Genomic DNA, 16,225 nt, shown 5'->3' with positions numbered 1-16,225 from the left:
CCCCGGCGCCGAATTGCGCGGTGGCCGGGGCTCTTCGATATGACGCGGGCCCTCCGATGACGCCCGCGCGATGACCTATTCGCCGCCGTGCCTCGAGTCGGCGTGGCGGGCAAAGGATTTCGCCAGTTCGGCGGCGACGACGGCCTGACCGGCCATGGTCAGGTGAATGCTGTCGGCGCTGAGCCAGTCCTGGCGCAGCCGGGCGGGATGCCGCCAGAACTCGGTGAGGATGGCGTCATGGCGGGCCGCCACCCGCCGCACACTTTCGGCGAACCCGGCGAAACGCGGCCGCAGCGGGCGCAATGGCCCGGTGAACGCGTCAGCCAGGGTGAACATCGACAGGCGCGCACCGGTCGCGGCGGCCTCGGCGCACAGTGCGTCGAGATCGCGTTCGACCGCGCCGACATCACCGTCGCGGCGCATGAGGTCATTGCCGCCGCAGGTGATGTGCACCAGATCCGGGCGGAAGGCGCGCAGCGCGCCGAGCTGTTCGGCGCGGACTTCGGGAATGGTCGCGCCCACCCGCCCGGTATTGAGGTACTCGGTGTCGGGATGCGCGGACCGGAACCACCGCGCCAGACGATCGGCCCAGGACAGGTTCTCGTGGCCCGGGGACGGATCGCCGGTGCCCGCCGCGGTGGAGTCGCCGATGACCGCGAACCGCCGCCACGGAACGCCAGCGAACAATTCGCGCGCGGTGGGATCGGTGAGCAGATAGGGATCGTCGAGCCCGATCAGAGTGCGCGGGGTGAGGGTATCGACGCCGCGATTGTCGTCACGCACGCGACGAATATCGGTGTCCACGCTGCGAATATCGTTGGCGCTCACAGGTTCACTTCCTCGGTGCGGGCGGGCAGGGCGGCGAGCGCGGCGGCGATCAGGGCGATGACCCCGCAGACCGCGAACAGGGTGTGGAAGGCGGCGATCGGATCGTCCGGCCGGGCGGCGAAGATGGCGGCCAGTACCGCTACCCCGAGTGCGCCGCCGGATTGGCGGGCGGTCAGATTCATGCCGACCCCGGCCGCGAAGCGTTGCGGCGGTAGCGATCTCGCGGCGGCGGTGCCCAGCACCGTGATGACCATGCCGACTCCGCCGCCGCCCAGGATTCCGGCGGGTATCCAGCCCTTCCAGAGTTCGGGCGTGGCATCGAAGATATCGGTGCACATGTAGAACGCGGACGCGGCGAACAGCACCGCGCCGAGTACGCCCAGCCAGCGCTGGGTGGATTCGGGTGCGCGCCCGGCGATCACGGCCGTCACCATCGAGGCGATGGCCCCGACCGTCATGACCCCGGCGGATTTGAGCACCGAGTAGTGCCAGATGCTGTCCAGCCAGAGCGGTCCGGCCAGCAGCCAGGCGAACATGGCCGCGCCGAAGACGAACGCGACGGCGTTGACGAGCGCGTAGCGGTGACTGCGCCACAGTGTCACGGCGATGGCCGGGCGCGGATGCCGTCGGGACCGCCATAGCGCCACACCCAGCAGGACGAGTCCGCCGATTCCGGCGGCCAGGGTGCGCGCATCGGCCCAGCCCCACTGCTGGCCCTGGGTGACCGCGGCGACGACCGCGCCGATACCGAGTCCGGTGGCGGCGGTGCCGAGCAGATCGGGCAGCCCGTCACGGTGACGTTCTTCGTTCGTGGTGAGTGTCAGTCCAAAGGCGATGAGCGCCAGCGCGATCGGCACATTGATGACGAAGACCGAACGCCAGCCGAACCAGTCCACGAGCGCACCGCCGACCGCGGGTCCGACGGTGGCGGCGAATCCGCCCGCGGCGGTCCAGGCCGCCATGGCCATGCCGATGCGGGCGGGCGGGGTGGCGCTGAGCACCAATCCCAATCCGGCGGGAATGAGGAAAGCCGCGGCCGCGCCCTGCAGGAAGCGTCCGGTGATGAGCCATTCGGCACCGGGTGCGAGTGCGCACAGTAGGGAGGTGAGTGCGAATCCGGCCAGCGCGCCGAGGAATACGCGGCCGCGGCCGAGGGAATCGGCGAGTCGTCCGGCGGGGGTGAGCAGTGCGGCGAAGGCGACCGCGTAGCCGCTGACGACCCAGGTGAGGGTGGCCGGTGCGGTGCCGGGATAGTCGCGTCCGATCGCGGGGAAGGCGATGTTCACGACCGAAAGGTCGAGGAAGGCAATGAAAGCCGCACCGCAGGCCACGAGTAGGGCGCGGCGGCTGGAGCGGTCGGCGGGTGCGGTGGTGCCGGCGGGTGACGGGGATCGGCCGGGTTCCGGTGGCGCGGGGGAGTGTCGCGCGGAGGTCTCTGTCATGGGAGTGCTTCCGAGAGGCGGGATGAAAACTGTACGCACGATCGTTCGTATTGTTGAAAAGTACGACCGATCGTGCGTTTAAGCAAGAGTTAGTGCGAGACTGGAAGAATGGATGAGCCCGTGCACCCCGCTGAACAGCAGATTTCCGATCAGCGCCTGCTGAAGGGGGCGCGCGCCCGCGCCTCCATCGCCCGGCATGCCGCCGATGTCGCCTCCGTGGAGGGGCTGACCGGGTTGAGTCTCGGGCGGCTCGCCACCGATCTCGGGGTGAGCAAGAGTGGGGTGGCGACGCTGTTCGGCACCAAGGAGAATCTGCAACTGGCCGCCGTCGAATCCGCCCGCGAGGTATTCATCGACCACGTGGTGCGGTCCGCGCTCGCGGTCCCCGGGGGTATCGACCGCCTGCGCGCGCTATTGGACAACTGGTTCGTCTATATCGGTGAACCGGTCCTGCCCGGCGGTTGCTTCCGGGTAGCGGGACTCTCGGAATTCGACAGTCGCCCGGGCCCGGTGCGCGATGCGCTCGCCGCCGATCGCGCGGACTGGTTCGCCCTGTTGGAGAAGGAGATCGGCCGCGCGCAGGAGCAGGGCTACGCGCTCGGGCATGATCCGCACGCTCTCGCCTTCCAGTTCGACGCGCTGGTGTCCGCGGCCAATACCGCCGCCCGGCTCGGCGACGACTCCGCGATTCCGACCGCGCGCACCCTCATCGATCTGCTCATCGGATCGTCAACGCGCTGAACGCATTCGCGTGAAACGGTCGTCGATATCGCGCTGACCGGCGCGCACTCGAATGTCCTTCGCGGACTGCGATTTTGCACGAAATGCACGAATGCGCGCAGGTCAACGGTTGTTTCACGTGGAGCGTGGCGCATACATGATGACCGCGACACCCACCAGGCACACCAGCGCGCCGATCACATCCCATCGATCCGGCCGGAACCCATCCAAAACCATGGCCCACAGCAGTGATCCGGCCACGAACACTCCGCCGTAGGCCGCCAGAATCCGCCCGAAATTCGCATCCGGTTGCAGCGTCGCCACAAACCCGTAGCACCCCAGCGCGATAACCCCCGCCCCCATCCACGCCCACCCGCGATGCTCACGCACCCCCTGCCAAATGAGCCAGGCCCCACCGATTTCGGCGACGGCGGCCAGTGCGAACAGCGCGATCGAACGCAACACGGTCATGCGCTCACCCTAGATCAGCGAATTACCGGCCAACGCTGATGAGATGCGCCCGGATCATCCCGTCCACCGCACCGGTCCCGAATCGCTCGGTCAACGCGCGCTCGGCCGCCGCGGTCGCGGCATCGAGATCGCCCCGGGCTTCGATCTCATCGCGCAGCGGAGTGCCGTGACAGTAGGCCAGGGCCGGAATGCGTGCCGATTCGGCCCGACTGCGCGCGGTGACCGTGCCGATGCGCGGATCGGTGAATCCCGCTCGCGCCAAATCCGCGCTGATGGCGGATATTTCGTGATACCCGTGCGGTGTGCGTGCGAGGAATCGCGGTGGATCCTCCGGGAATAGCGACGCCATCGCGGTGATGACCGTATCGGCGAATTCATTGACCTCGATGCGATCCCAGGTGCTGAAGACGAACTGTCCGCCCGGCCGCAGTACCCGGCGCGCTTCGGCGTACGCCCCGGTCCGGTCGGGAAAGAACATCGCACCGAATTGGCACACGACCGCATCGAAACTCGCATCCGGAAAGGGGAGTTCCTGGGCATCGGCCCGCTGCCATCGGACCGGTCGCGCGGTGCCGATCGCCGCGGCCTGATCCAGCATGGCCTGATTGAGATCGGTTGCCACAATGGCTGTTCCGGCCGCCAATTCGCGTGCCAGCGCCCGGGTGACCACACCGGTGCCCGCCGCGATCTCCAATACCTCGGAGATATCCGGTGCGGAAAGCAGGCGCACGGCGGGCACTGCGTAGGGCTCGAATATCAATGGCACCAGATAGGTCTCGTAGAACTTCGCCACGACCCCCGTGAACACACTGTCATCGGCTGACATGACGCGACCTTCCGGCACGGTATTGCTGGTCAGCCGAGCGTACGCCGCGTCCTCGATTCGCGATTGCCAATCGGATGCTGACCATTCGGCCGGACCGCCCCTCAGCGCGGTCCGGCCGATCGGGTCAGCGTTGCCGCGCGGCGGCGTCGAAGAGTTGCTGGCCGAGGTATCCGCCCGGTGCGGGTACGCCGGGTGGGATGACGAAGACGGCCGAACCGACGGGTGTGGTCCATTGGTTCAGGGCGTCGAACTCCGCGAGGCGGGCCTGTACCGGCAGATACTGGGCGTCGACATCGCGCTGGAAGGCCGCGAACAACAACCCCGAATTCGACACCTGCCCGGGGGCGGGTGCGTCGTCGTAGTTGTAGCCGCGGCGCAGGAATCGCTCGGTGTCGTGCGCGTGATGCGCGCGAGCGATATGCGAGGACGGCGGGATCACCGGAATGCCGTACTGGTCCACCTTGGCGAAATCGGGTTCGTCGAATTCGGTCGAGCCCGTGAGCGGTGCGCCGTTGCTGTCGCGCCGCCCCATGGTGATGGCCCGCCCGTCGGCATCGAGTTCATCCCAGGTGTCGAGCTTCATGGCGATGCGGCGCAGTACCAGGGAGGTGCCGCCCGCCAGCCACGGCCGCGCGGCCCCGTCATCCCAGATGAGCCGATCGAAATCGACTGTGCCCGGGGCGATATTGACCGTCCCGTCCACCTGGCCCATGAGATTGCGCATGGTCTGCCCCTTGGGGGCGTTGCGGAAGCCGCGCTGCACCCAGCGCACCCGCACCAGCGATTTCACATGTTTGGACAGCACCCGCACCGCGTGCGCGACCGTGGTCGGCTCATCGGCGCAGATCTGCAACAGCAGGTCCGCGCCGGTGTACGCCGGATCCAATTGGTCGATCTTGAACGGCGGCAACTGTTTCAGCCAGGCCGGTCGTTCGGCGTCGAGTCCGGCCACGGTGAACAGTTCCGGCCCGAAGCCGACCGTCACGGTCAGCCGCGCCGGGCGCTGCGCCAATTCCGGTTCGGTATCGGCGAGCGCCGGAATGCCCTGGGTGAGCCGGGCCGCGTCATCGGTCCAGATCTTGAGCAGTCCGATAATGTCCTCGCGATCGAGCCCCGGGTTCAGGTCGAAGCCCACGAACGCCGCCGAAGCCGGTGCGTCCGTGGCGATTCCGGCCTGATGCGGTCCGTGGAACGGCACCGTCTCGAGTCCGGGATCGCGATCGTGTTCGCGATGGGTGGCCGAGGCCGCGCCCCAGCCGATGCCGGCCGCGCCCGCGACACCCGCCACCGCGGCCCCGCCGCCGAGTAAACGCCGCCGGGTCACGCGGGACGGGTGCGGCGGCTGTGCCCGCTCAGCCACCGTGCGCGGAGTTGTCGCCGGAGGCGGGTGCGTAATTCTCCTTACCGCCGGCGAAATCACGCACCTGCGCGGTGACGGTGGTGCTGGAGCCATCGGAGAACACCAGGGTGATGGCGGTTTCCGAACCGGTGCGCAGCGGCTGCTTCAAATCCATGAACATCAGATGCTCCGCGCCCGGCTTGAGCGTGGCCGATCCGTGCGCGGGGATGGCGAGCCCGCCTTCCTTGGGGCGCATGGTCTTATCGCCACCGGCGGCATCGGCGACGACTTCGTGGATCTCCACCCGCGCCGAGGCCGGACTGGACGCGGCGACCAGCTGGACGGGCTGATCACTCGAATTCTCGAGCGTGCCGAACGCGGCGGACATACCGCTGTCCGCGGCCTTGATCCACTGATCCTTGATGGTCACCTTGTCCGCGGCCTTACCGGTGGAGGTGCTCGATCCGGAATCGGAGGAACAGGCGACGGGGAAAACGGCCAGGGCCGAGATGGCGGCGATGGCGGTGAGGCGGCGGGCGATACGCGGCGCGCGGCCTGCGACAGATACGGACACCAAATACTCCGTTCGATGAGAAAGCGGCGGAAGATTCGACCCGAAACGTGCGAACACCGAAAGCGGTTGTGCGAACGGCCTACCCGGGGCGCGAACGGTCGGAACGACGGTCGGCTATCCCTGGGCGGGTGCTGCGGGGTGCGCAGGCGCACGATGCCGGAACACCGCACGATGCGCCCGCGAAGAATGCTGCTACGCCGGGGCGAGGTGAGAGAGAAGACGCGCCCGCACGGGTGGCCCGCGCCGCGCGATTCCGGGACTCACCAGCAGCAGCCGGACAGTGGCTCGCTCATCCGTGGAGGTGGTGCGTGCGGTCCGCTCCGCCGGAACGGGTGCGAGACCGAGGGTGAGAATGAATCGCCGCACACTGGTGATCGCGCGCCGCATACCGGCTTCGGCGGCGCGAATCGCCATGGCCCCGACCGGGATCGCGATCAGATGCGCGGCCAGCATGCTCGGAGACGCCGCGTGATGGTGATGCCCGGGCGACATCGACAGCGCGATATGCCCGATTCCCTGCCCGGCGGCCAGCATCCCCATCAGCGAGGTGAGCCCGTAGCGCGGTCGCACCGAGGCCACGATCACCCCGATCAGCGCGCACGCCGCGAACAGCAGTGCCAGCGCGGATCCTTCGGGCGCGGTGGTCCCGCCGCCGAGTCCGTGCGCGAAGATGGCGACGGCTCCCGAGGCGGCCCCGACGGCAGCGCCGCGCAGGCGCGCGGTGTGATCCGTCGGTGAGTGCACCCGGTCATACTACGACCGGTCGTATCAGAACCGGTGTCCAGGCCGGACTTTCCGATGCCCGGTTCGCCCCGCTCGCGCGGCCCGTGACGGGGGTCTCCACAGGATCTTCACAAGCGGCGCGAACCATCTCCACGCGCACTGCCTAATGTCACCTCCATGGAATCGATCCAGCAGGGCAGTGCGCGGCGGATTCTCGTGGTCGAGGATGAGCCGACCATCGCCGAATCGATCGCGGCCCGGCTGCGCGCCGAGGGGTTCGCCGTGGAGCTGGCGCATGACGGTCCGGCCGCGGTGGCCGCCGCGGAATCGCTGCTGCCGGATCTGGTGGTGCTCGATGTGATGCTGCCCGGCTTCGACGGGCTCGAGGTGTGCCGTCGGATTCAGGCGCATCGACCCGTGCCGGTGCTCATGCTCACCGCCCGCACCGATGAGACCGACGTGCTGATCGGGCTCGGGGTGGGCGCGGACGACTATCTCACCAAACCGTTCTCGCTGCGCGTGCTCACCGCGCGCATTCATGCCCTGCTGCGCCGGGTGGAGCGCACCGCCACCCCGGGGGCCACCATCGTCGTCGGTGATCTGCGCATCGACACCGATCAGCGCCGGGTCTGGCGGGCCGAGGCCGAAACCCAGCTCACACCACTGGAATTCGAGCTGCTCGTGCATCTGGCGCGCCGCCCGCGCGCGGTGCTGGCCCGCGATCGGCTGCTCTCGGAAATCTGGGGTTGGCCCGACGCGTCCGGGACCCGCGCGGTGGACAGTCACATAAAAGCCTTGCGCCGCAAGCTCGGCTCGGATCTGATTCGTACCGTGCACGGCGTCGGTTACGCGCTCGAGGCACGATGATCCGGGCACGGGGGGTGCGCGGTGCGGCGGTAGACGCCGCGCGAACAGGGGGAGGTGTGATGGACAGCGGCACGACCATGCGTGAGCGCGCGGACTGGTTATCGGCGCGATTACCGCGGCCACTGGATCGCATGCGCTCGATCAAACTCAAACTCGCCATCGTGATGGTGTGCTCGGGCGCGGTGGCGTTCGCATTCTTCGCACTGCGCATCGGCTGGCTGCCACCCAAGACCACGGTGGCCTCCATGCTGCTGGCGCTGGTGCTGTCCCAGGTGCTCGCGCACGGGATGACGCTGCCGCTGCGGCAGATGACCGCGGCCGCCAAACGCATGGCGCAGGGCGACTATTCGCGCCGGGTGCGCGCGACCTCCCGCGATGAGGTGGGGCAGCTGGCGGAGGCGTTCAATCAGATGGCCGCCGATCTGGCCGCCGCCGATCAGCAGCGTCGCGATTTCATCGCCAATGTCTCACATGAATTGCGCACTCCCATAACGGCTTTGGGTGTGGTGCTGGAGAACCTGGTGGACGGGGTCGCCGAACCGGATCCGGAGACCCTGCGTACCGCCCTGGCCCAGACCGAACGCCTGAGCCTGCTGGTCACCGAACTGCTCGCGCTGTCCAGCGTGGAAGCGGGCGCGGTCTCCCTGGATCGCGAAGCGCTACCCCTCGAGCCGCTGTTGAAAGACGTTGTCGCCGAAGCCGAGGTCATGGCCGCCGCGGTAGACCGTCCCGTCCGTTTCACCATCGCCGCCACCCCAGGGCTCACCGTGCACGCCGATCGCGCCCGCCTGCACCAGGTCCTGCTCAACCTGCTGGACAACGCCACCCGGCACGGCCCGGCCCACGGCGAGGTCCGCGTCACCGCCCACGCCCTGCGCGATCACACCGTCATCGAGGTCGAGGACGACGGCCCGGGCATCCCGCCCGCCGACCGCGCCCGCGCCTTCGAACGCTTCACCCGCGGCGGGCGCACCAACGGCGGCGGCACCGGCCTGGGCCTGGCCATTGCCCGCTGGATAGTCGAACTGCACGGCGGCACCATCGCCGTCGCCGCCCCCGGCTCCCGCATCCGCCTCACCCTCCCCAACCCCTGACCCACCGCGCCACCCGGCACCTCCGGCCGCGCCCATCCGATCCACCCGTACACCGTTTCCACCCAACTCCATTCACCACCCACCCGGATCACCCACGGTGCCCGGGCGGGTACCGCACGCCCATCGGAGGCACCCGAATGCCAGACAAACCCACCCCCGCCGACCCCACCCCGGATCCCGCCGACACTCCACCCGCGTCTGCCAACACCGCCGCATCTGCGCCTCCCGCCACCGCCCCATTCGCGTCATCTGGCGCGAATGCCGAGTCATCTGGCGCGAATTCCGATGCCCCTGCCGATGTTCCGTCAGCGGAGCACCCTGAACCACAGAGCATCGGTGACATGAGTGAACCGGCAGACGCCGATCCGGCCACCCCGGACTCCGGTGCCGAGGCAGCCGCAGGAGCGGTTCTCGAGGCCGTACCCACCGAGGGCGACCGGGAGGGCGCGGGCGGTGGCACCGATGCGCGGCCTTCCAATGCTGGTGCACCGCCGGTGAACTCGAACTGGGCTCGGCCCGAACCGTCCGCCGTGCCGACCCCGGATCCCGTGCCCACCGCGCCGGATCCGGTCGCGCCCGTCTCCGATTTCGTGTCCGCAGGCTCGAAGGGGTTTGCGCAAGGGGACGCGGCCGCGTGGGGTCGGCCGTCGCACAATGCGGGCCCGGGTGCCGTTTCTACGGCGGATCCGGGGACCTATTGGGATGCGGCGGCCGCCGCGCCGGGATGGCGGATTCCTGTGGCGGGTGAGATGGGTGCTGCTCCGGGAGCGTCGTGGGGTATGTCGGGAACCGAGGCGCTGTTGTATCCGCGACGTGTTCCACCGGTGCAGCGGCCGCCCAGGTCCGCGGTGATTCCGATGCCTCGCGGGACGTTCACCGCCATTGCGGGGGCGGGCGTGGCCGCGGCGGTGTGTGTGCCGCTGGATCGGCCCGGGATCGGATGGCTGTTCGCGGTGCTCGCATCCGGTGGTGCGGTGTACGCGGTGGATCGCCGGGCACGGCGAGAGGCGGCCGCGGAGGAGGCGAGTCTCGATGCGCGAGAGTCGGTGCCGAATACGGCATCGGAGGCGCGCGCCGCGGTACCGGATTCGAGTGCCGATGCGACGGGTACGTCCGGCGGTGCCACGAACGCTGCTGCTGTCGATCCGACGGGTGCGTCCGGCGGTGCCGCGAACACTGCTGCGCCGCAACAGAATTCCGGACACGCCAGCTCCGGAGCGTCGCGCGAGAGTGTCGGAGATGCTGCGAACCGGGGAGTGTCGCAGGAGAATCCCGGCGTCTCGCACGGAGACTCGCCGCAGCCCGCCGGGATATGGAGCCGGATGCCCGTGCTCGGCGGATGGTCGGCGGATCGGGTATTGCGGTCGGCTCGCATGTGGTGGGTGCTGCTCGCGGTACTGCTGGTGGCGGTCGGGACGTTCCGGGCGGCGAACTGGTTGTTCGTGCTGTGCCTGCTGGGCGCGGCGATGGCGGCATCGCTCGCGGTGGTGGGGCGGCGCACGGCCTACGGGACGATCTTCGATGTGCTGGCTGTCCCGTACGGGGCATTGACCGCACTGCCGTGGCTGTATCGATGGGCGGGGCGGCGAGAGTCCGCACGGCGCGCGGGGAGTCGCCGGGCGGGCTGGTCGGTGTTGGTCACGCTCGGACTGCTGGTGGTGTTCGTGCCATTGCTCGCGGGAGCGGACGCGGTCTTCGCGCGATTGGTCTCGGGTCTGATCCCTTCGCTCGATCCGGCCGATGTGTGGTCGTGGGGGTTCCTGTTCGTGCTCGCGGGGCTGGGTGTGGCGGGTGCGCTCTACCTGCTGGCGGGACCGCCGCCCGCCGCGCGGGGCGATTCGGTGGCCGGTGAGGTGCTCGATGACCTGCTCTCCGGTCCCGATACCGTTGGCGCGCAAGGTGTCCGACGGTTCTCCAAAGCCGAATGGGGTCTCCCGCTCGGCGCGCTGACGGTACTGTTCGCGGTGTTCGTCGGCACCCAGCTGGCGGTGCTGTTCGGCGGAGACGGCTATGTGCAGCGCACCGCCGATCTCACCTACGCCGAATACGCGCGCAATGGCTTCTGGCAATTGTCGATCGTCAGCCTGCTCACCCTCGGGGTGATCGCGATCGTGCAGCGCACCGCCGCACAGCGCACCCCGAGCGACCGATTGTGGCTGCGCGTGGCGGTGGCCGCGGTGAGCGTGCTGACCATGGTGATCGTGGCCTCGGCGCTGCATCGCATGTGGACCTATCAGCAGGCGTACGGCTTCACCGTGCTGCGCGTGCTGGTGGAGGTGTTCGAACTCTGGATCGCGCTGATCTACATCCTGGTGCTGGCGAGCCTGGTGCGGCTGTCGCGGGAGTGGGTGCCGCGCGCGGCGATCGGCGCGGCCGCGCTCACCCTGCTGGCGCTGGCGGTGGTGAATCCGGAAGGCTTCATCGCCGACCGCAATATCGACCGCTGGGAGTCCTCGCATCGCCTGGACAGCGAATATCTGAGCGGCCTGTCACCCGACGCGCTGCCCGCGGTGGACCGCCTGCCCGCCGCGCAGCGCGACAAGATCGCCGACATGATCCGCTCGGGCATCGAGCGCGACTCCTGGCGCAGTTGGAACCTGTCCCGCGCGCGAGGGCGCTGACCCGGTTCAGTGACCGCCGCGCTCGGCTTCCAGCAGCGCGGCGGTCCGCCCGATCAACTCATACGGAATCGGCTTGTCCAGCAAGAACTTCAGCGTGCCCCGACCGGTCTGATACGGCTCGATCGCGCGCGCGTAGGCGGCGTCCCCGACGGGCACCGGGTACACGCTGATGTGCTTCTTCCACCCGGCGAAGAACACCACGACCTTCGAGTCGACCCGCATGGCCGGAATCTGATAGCTGATCACCTCGGTGCCTTCGGGCAGCGCCTCCCGTATGGTCGCCCGCACCCGTTCGAGCACCTCCCGCGTCTCGGCCGGGAATCCCGCGATGTATTCGTCGACATTCGAAGCGACCACGCCGCACCTCCGCCAGTGCACTCGGACACAGCTTCCGTCGTGTCCGACCGTACCGCGCGGTCCCCGGACGATGACTGCGGTAGGGATGGATGTCGTGGGTGAACACAAAGACCGCATGCTGCGCGGTGAGCTCTACCGCGATAACGATCCCGAACTGATCGCCGAGCGCCGCCACTGCCAAGAACTACTCGACACCTTCAATGCCACGGCAGCGGGGGAGGACCGGCGGCGCTACACCCTGCTGACCGAACTGCTCGGGTCCATAGGCGAAGGCTCCTGGATCATGCCGCGCTTCCAATGCGATTACGGGCATCTGATCCGCCTGGGCTCCAACAGCTTCCTCAACTACGACGCCATCATCCTCGATTGCGCCCCCGTCACCATCGGCGATGATGTCTCCATCGGCCCGCGCGTCCAACTGCTGACCGCCCTGCACCCCATGGAGGATCACGAACTGCGCCGCCAACGCTGGGAAACCGCCGCCCCCATCACCATCGGCGACAACGTCTGGATGGGCGGCGGCGTCATCGTCTGCCCGGGAGTCACCATCGGCGCGAACACGGTGGTGGGCGCGGGCAGCGTGGTGACCCGCGACCTGCCGGAGAAGGTCTTCGCGGCGGGCAATCCGGCCCGGGTGATTCGCGCGCTGTAGTCGCGTTTGGCGGAATGCACAAGTGGCGGGCCGTGTTTCGGAGTGTTCGGCCCAGTGACAGCACCACCGTTCGGGAGTTACTGTCTGAGACAACATGCTCGCGTGGTGGCGGGCCGCATCGGCAAAGGAGCCGACCATGGCGCATCCCCGGAATCTGTCGTCCGCGCTGCCCGCGAGCGGTGCGCCGTTGCCGCCCAACGCGCGCTTCAAGCTCGGTCCCGCCCTGTACCCGCGCATCCGGATCGAGCGAGGCGTGGGAATCCGCCTGAGCGACGGCACGATTCTCTCCGCCGACATCACCCGCCCGGCGGACCGGCACGGGGAAGCGGTCACCTCCGCCCTGCCCGCGGTCATCACCCTGAGCCCCTACAACAAAACCCTGGTGACCCGGGCCAACCCGCTCATCAACGCCGTCTCCGCGCTCGGCCCGCTCATCTACCGTGCCGTCCCACCCTCCGCACACGGCCGTGCGGGCGGCCGGGAAATGCTGCGCGCCCTCGGCGGGGGAGCCCTGGAAGCCGTGCGCGCCAATCGAACCCTCATCTCCCGCGGCTACGTCCACGTCGCGGTCGACGTGCGCGGCACCGGAACCTCCACCGGCCGACTGCAACTCATGTCCGAACGCGAACAACAGGACCACCTCGAAGTCCTGGACTGGGTGCGCCGCCAACCCTGGTGCGACGGCGACCTCGCCATGACCGGCATCTCCTACCTCGCCATCACCGCCCTGCAAACCGCCGGACACCGCCCCGAAGGGCTCAAAGCCGTATTCGCACTGGTCGGTTCGGAAGACCCCACTCGCGACATCATGCTCACCGGCGGCACCCAATCCACCTTCAACCTGGCCTGGATCGCCGCCGTCAACGGTATGAAATGGCTGCCCTCGGTGCCCGGACTCGTGAAAACCGGTGCCACCGGCCGATTCCTGCGCGATCGGCTCGCCAGCCCCTTCACCCGGGGCTCCGATATCGCCGGAGCCCTGCTCTCGGATCGGCACCATCAGCACTTCTACGACGCGGACGCTGACGGCCGCCGCCCCAACCTGGAGAACTTCGCCGCCGCCACCTGGATCCACGCGGGCTGGCATGACGTCTTCGTCCGCTCCGCGCCCGCGCTCTATCAGCGCCTCCAATTACCGCCCGGCGCGGCCCAACTCGTGGTCGAGGACAGCTATCACGTCGGCCCCGGCACCGGATTCGGCTCCGCCGACCACCCGCAACGCCTCGACGAACTGCAATGTGCCTTCTTCGACCGCTGGGTCAAAGGCATCGACAACGGTATAGACGACTACGGACCCGTCACCGTCCGCCAGCTCGGCGGCGGCTGGATAAGCCGCGATGCCTTCCCGCACCCGCAGGCCACCGTGCACCGCCGCTACCTGTCCGCCGAATCCAGCGGTACGGCCCCGCACGCCGCCGTGGACGGCTCGCTGCGCGCCGAACCCGATCGGCTCCCGGGGCGAATCCCATTGCCCCGCAAGCGCCCCGGCATCGCCTCACAAACCAGCAGCTGGATCCTGATGGGCCTGCCCACCCTGCTCGGCGATCACTGGGCCGTGGATGACCGCGGCCACGAAGCCGCCGCCGTCACCTTCACCGGTGAGGCATTCGACACCGATCACGTGCTCTCGGGACCGTTGAACCTGCACCTGCGTGTCATGGCGAGCGGCACCGATGCCTTCTGGGCTGTCACGGTCTGCGATGTCGCCCCCGACGGCACCTCGGCCGTCATCGCGCGCGGTGCCCTGCGCTCCACCCGCCGCGCCATCGACGACACCGCCAGCGACTACCGCAACGGTGAACTCCTGCACCCCGCGCACCCCCTCACCGTCGAGGCCATCCTCCCGGTGAAACCCGGTGTGCCACATGACCTCGACATCGATATCACCCCCACCGAAGCCCTGCTGCGCACCGGCCACCGCCTGCGCATCGCGATAGCCCGCACCAGCTGGCCCCGCTACTTCCTCACCCCCGCGGTCACCCGGCACATCAAGAAGCAGACCATCGTTCTCGACCCCCGCCACCCCGGCCTGCTCACCTACCTGGCCGCCCCCGCCGAAACACTGCCTGCCGAAGACTCCGCATAACCGATTTCGGGCCGTGGAACCCGTTGCGCAAAATAGTATTTCGTGGCTGAAAACGACCCTCGGTAGCGTCGCCGCCATGGAACGCAGCTATCTCTCGGCCGAAGAACTCGCCACCGCTTTGCGCGGCGGCGAGGTGACCTCCCTCGAACTCACCGAAGAAGCCATCGCCCGAATCGAGCTCGACGACAAAGCGATCAACGCCATCTGCGTCCCCGACTTCGACCGCGCCCGCGCCGCCGCACAGCGCGCCGACCAAGCCCGAGCGCGCGGCGAAGACGGCCCACTGCTCGGCATCCCCGTCACTGTCAAAGAGTCCTACAACATCGCCGGACTGCCCACCACCTGGGGCATGCCCGAGAATCGCGACTTCGTGCCCGCCGCAGACGCCGAACAGGTCGCCCGCATCACCGCCGCAGGCGCGGTCATCCTCGGAAAAACCAACGTGCCGTACATGCTCCAGGACATCCAGACCTTCAACGACATCTACGGCGTCACCAACAATCCGTGGGATCACGCCCGCACCTCGGGCGGCTCCTCCGGCGGTTCGGCCGCCGCGCTCGCCGCCGGATTCGGCGCACTGTCCCTCGGCTCCGATATCGCCGGATCCCTGCGCACCCCCGCCCACTTCTGCGGCGTCTACGCGCACAAACCCACCCTCGGCCTCGCCTCCACCCGGGGCATGGTGCCACCGCACGCACCCGCCCTGCCCAGCCCGCACGACCTCGCCGTCGTCGGACCCATGGCGCGCACCGTCCGCGACCTCACCCTGCTGCTGGACATCATGGCCGGACCCGACCCGCAAACCCTCGGCATCGCATACCGATTGGCGCTGCCGCCCGCACGCCACGACCGCCTCGCCGACTTCCGGGTCCTGATCATCGAAGACCATCCGCTCATCCCGACCGGATCAGCCGTGCGCACCGCCCTCGACGACGTCGCCGAAACCCTCACCCGCAACGGAGCCCGTGTAGACCGGCACAGCCCACTCCTGCCCGACCTCACCGAAGCCGCGATCCTCTACGTCGAACTGCTCACCTCCTTCGCCGCCGCGGGCTTCCCCCTCGAACGCTACGAACAGATCCGCGCCCAAGCCGCCCAACTCGATCCGACCAACCGGGGATACGACACCGCCTGGCTGCGCGGCCCCGCCTTCACCCACCGCGACTGGATTCGAGCCGACAACCTCCGCGAACAACACCGGCGGCAATGGCGGGAACTGTTCACCGAATACGACATCGTGCTCTGCCCGATCACCCCGACCCCCGCCTTCCCGCACGACCACGAACACAGCCTGGGGGAGCGCCTCATCGACATCGACGGCAGCCCACACCCATTCCACAACCAACTCGCCTGGGCCGGCGTGGCGACCATGCCCGGCCTGCCCGCCACCGCCATACCGGCGGGCCGCTCACCCGAGGGCCTGCCGGTGGGAGTGCAACTCATCGGCCCCATGTACGAAGACCGCACACCACTGCGCCTCGCCGAACTCCTCGAACGGGAAATCGGCGGCTTCCAGCCCCCACGGTAGGAACCGCCCAAACCGCTGTCACGGGACCTCGCACACCCCGGCGTCGGTCAGTCCGCAACCATTACCTGGCGGGTAATGGTTGTGCCGCCGCCCGATT

At 68.7% G+C, this 16,225-nt stretch carries 15 protein-coding genes; 7 read left to right on the top strand and 8 right to left on the bottom strand.

Annotated features, from left to right (window positions below; genetic code table 11):
• Nucleotides 1-75: 75 nt before the first annotated feature.
• Nucleotides 76-828 (bottom strand): SGNH/GDSL hydrolase family protein, encoded by a 753-nt coding sequence (locus tag ACFC4D_RS01120; protein WP_376061136.1) that lies wholly within the window; start codon nucleotides 826-828, stop codon nucleotides 76-78.
• Nucleotides 825-2,270, bottom strand: coding sequence for an MFS transporter (locus ACFC4D_RS01115; RefSeq protein ID WP_376061135.1), 1,446 nt, complete (start codon nucleotides 2,268-2,270; stop codon nucleotides 825-827). Before ACFC4D_RS01115 ends, ACFC4D_RS01120 begins: the two co-directional genes overlap by 4 nt.
• Before the next feature lie 108 nt (nucleotides 2,271-2,378).
• Here ACFC4D_RS01115 and ACFC4D_RS01110 point away from each other — a divergent pair, with 108 nt between their 5' ends.
• Entirely contained in the window at nucleotides 2,379-3,011 is a 633-nt protein-coding gene (locus tag ACFC4D_RS01110; RefSeq protein ID WP_376061134.1) for a TetR/AcrR family transcriptional regulator, read from the top strand.
• A gap of 114 nt (nucleotides 3,012-3,125) precedes the next feature.
• Here the strand turns inward: ACFC4D_RS01110 and ACFC4D_RS01105 are convergent, their stop codons facing one another.
• The 5 genes from ACFC4D_RS01105 to ACFC4D_RS01085 all read right to left on the bottom strand — a co-directional run bounded on the left by ACFC4D_RS01105 (nucleotide 3,126) and on the right by ACFC4D_RS01085 (nucleotide 6,944).
• The gene (locus ACFC4D_RS01105) at nucleotides 3,126-3,461 is read right to left on the bottom strand and encodes a YnfA family protein (protein WP_375967425.1); all 336 of its coding nucleotides are present in this window, start codon (nucleotides 3,459-3,461) and stop codon (nucleotides 3,126-3,128) included.
• Between the two features lie 22 nt (nucleotides 3,462-3,483).
• Nucleotides 3,484-4,287 carry a methyltransferase domain-containing protein gene (locus ACFC4D_RS01100; protein ID WP_376061133.1) on the bottom strand — a complete coding sequence of 268 codons (804 nt, stop codon included), beginning with the start codon at nucleotides 4,285-4,287 and terminating at the stop codon, nucleotides 3,484-3,486.
• Between the two features lie 124 nt (nucleotides 4,288-4,411).
• The gene (locus tag ACFC4D_RS01095; protein WP_376061132.1) at nucleotides 4,412-5,647 is read right to left on the bottom strand and encodes a Dyp-type peroxidase; all 1,236 of its coding nucleotides are present in this window, start codon (nucleotides 5,645-5,647) and stop codon (nucleotides 4,412-4,414) included.
• Nucleotides 5,640-6,200, bottom strand: coding sequence for a copper chaperone PCu(A)C (locus ACFC4D_RS01090; protein ID WP_376061131.1), 561 nt, complete (start codon nucleotides 6,198-6,200; stop codon nucleotides 5,640-5,642). Before ACFC4D_RS01090 ends, ACFC4D_RS01095 begins: the two co-directional genes overlap by 8 nt.
• Nucleotides 6,201-6,392: 192 nt before the next feature.
• On the bottom strand, nucleotides 6,393-6,944 hold the full coding sequence (locus ACFC4D_RS01085) for a hypothetical protein (RefSeq protein ID WP_376061130.1): 552 nt from the start codon (nucleotides 6,942-6,944) through the stop codon (nucleotides 6,393-6,395).
• A 156-nt stretch (nucleotides 6,945-7,100) separates the two neighbouring features.
• Between ACFC4D_RS01085 and ACFC4D_RS01080 the strand changes: the two genes are divergently transcribed.
• The 3 genes from ACFC4D_RS01080 to ACFC4D_RS01070 all read left to right on the top strand — a co-directional run bounded on the left by ACFC4D_RS01080 (nucleotide 7,101) and on the right by ACFC4D_RS01070 (nucleotide 11,505).
• On the top strand, nucleotides 7,101-7,790 hold the full coding sequence (locus ACFC4D_RS01080; protein WP_376061129.1) for a response regulator: 690 nt from the start codon (nucleotides 7,101-7,103) through the stop codon (nucleotides 7,788-7,790).
• A 59-nt stretch (nucleotides 7,791-7,849) separates the two neighbouring features.
• Complete coding sequence (locus tag ACFC4D_RS01075; protein WP_376061128.1) at nucleotides 7,850-8,884, top strand: ATP-binding protein; 1,035 nt, start codon at nucleotides 7,850-7,852, stop codon at nucleotides 8,882-8,884.
• Nucleotides 8,885-9,225: 341 nt separating this feature from the next.
• Nucleotides 9,226-11,505 (top strand): DUF4153 domain-containing protein, encoded by a 2,280-nt coding sequence (locus ACFC4D_RS01070; RefSeq protein WP_376061127.1) that lies wholly within the window; start codon nucleotides 9,226-9,228, stop codon nucleotides 11,503-11,505.
• A 6-nt stretch (nucleotides 11,506-11,511) separates the two neighbouring features.
• On the opposite strand, the gene ACFC4D_RS01065 is transcribed toward ACFC4D_RS01070, so the two are convergent.
• Nucleotides 11,512-11,862, bottom strand: a complete 351-nt coding sequence (locus ACFC4D_RS01065) for an iron chaperone (RefSeq protein WP_376061126.1) — start codon at nucleotides 11,860-11,862, stop codon at nucleotides 11,512-11,514.
• A gap of 94 nt (nucleotides 11,863-11,956) precedes the next feature.
• Here ACFC4D_RS01065 and ACFC4D_RS01060 point away from each other — a divergent pair, with 94 nt between their 5' ends.
• The 3 genes from ACFC4D_RS01060 (at nucleotide 11,957) to ACFC4D_RS01050 (ending at nucleotide 16,128) form a co-directional block, all read left to right on the top strand.
• Complete coding sequence (locus tag ACFC4D_RS01060; RefSeq protein WP_376061125.1) at nucleotides 11,957-12,514, top strand: sugar O-acetyltransferase; 558 nt, start codon at nucleotides 11,957-11,959, stop codon at nucleotides 12,512-12,514.
• A gap of 136 nt (nucleotides 12,515-12,650) precedes the next feature.
• Complete coding sequence (locus ACFC4D_RS01055) at nucleotides 12,651-14,600, top strand: CocE/NonD family hydrolase (RefSeq protein ID WP_376061124.1); 1,950 nt, start codon at nucleotides 12,651-12,653, stop codon at nucleotides 14,598-14,600.
• Nucleotides 14,601-14,676: 76 nt separating this feature from the next.
• Nucleotides 14,677-16,128, top strand: a complete 1,452-nt coding sequence (locus ACFC4D_RS01050) for an amidase (protein WP_376061123.1) — start codon at nucleotides 14,677-14,679, stop codon at nucleotides 16,126-16,128.
• Nucleotides 16,129-16,225: the final 97 nt, after the last annotated feature.

This window comes from Nocardia sp. NPDC056000 (genome assembly GCF_042269265.1).
Taxonomy (GTDB): domain Bacteria; phylum Actinomycetota; class Actinomycetes; order Mycobacteriales; family Mycobacteriaceae; genus Nocardia.
Note: the sequence above shows the minus strand (reverse complement) of the source record. Positions and strands in the feature narration are given on the sequence as shown.

What these genes read in the sequence shown, in the direction of transcription:
- ACFC4D_RS01115 (WP_376061135.1), bottom strand. Translation starts at nt 2,270, where the DNA reads ATGACAGAGACCTCCGCGCGACACTCCCCCGCGCCACCGGAACCCGGC.
- ACFC4D_RS01110 (WP_376061134.1), top strand. Translation starts at nt 2,379, where the DNA reads ATGGATGAGCCCGTGCACCCCGCTGAACAGCAGATTTCCGATCAGCGC.
- ACFC4D_RS01105 (WP_375967425.1), bottom strand. Translation starts at nt 3,461, where the DNA reads ATGACCGTGTTGCGTTCGATCGCGCTGTTCGCACTGGCCGCCGTCGCC.
- ACFC4D_RS01100 (WP_376061133.1), bottom strand. Translation starts at nt 4,287, where the DNA reads ATGTCAGCCGATGACAGTGTGTTCACGGGGGTCGTGGCGAAGTTCTAC.
- ACFC4D_RS01080 (WP_376061129.1), top strand. Translation starts at nt 7,101, where the DNA reads ATGGAATCGATCCAGCAGGGCAGTGCGCGGCGGATTCTCGTGGTCGAG.
- ACFC4D_RS01075 (WP_376061128.1), top strand. Translation starts at nt 7,850, where the DNA reads ATGGACAGCGGCACGACCATGCGTGAGCGCGCGGACTGGTTATCGGCG.
- ACFC4D_RS01070 (WP_376061127.1), top strand. Translation starts at nt 9,226, where the DNA reads ATGAGTGAACCGGCAGACGCCGATCCGGCCACCCCGGACTCCGGTGCC.
- ACFC4D_RS01055 (WP_376061124.1), top strand. Translation starts at nt 12,651, where the DNA reads ATGGCGCATCCCCGGAATCTGTCGTCCGCGCTGCCCGCGAGCGGTGCG.
- ACFC4D_RS01050 (WP_376061123.1), top strand. Translation starts at nt 14,677, where the DNA reads ATGGAACGCAGCTATCTCTCGGCCGAAGAACTCGCCACCGCTTTGCGC.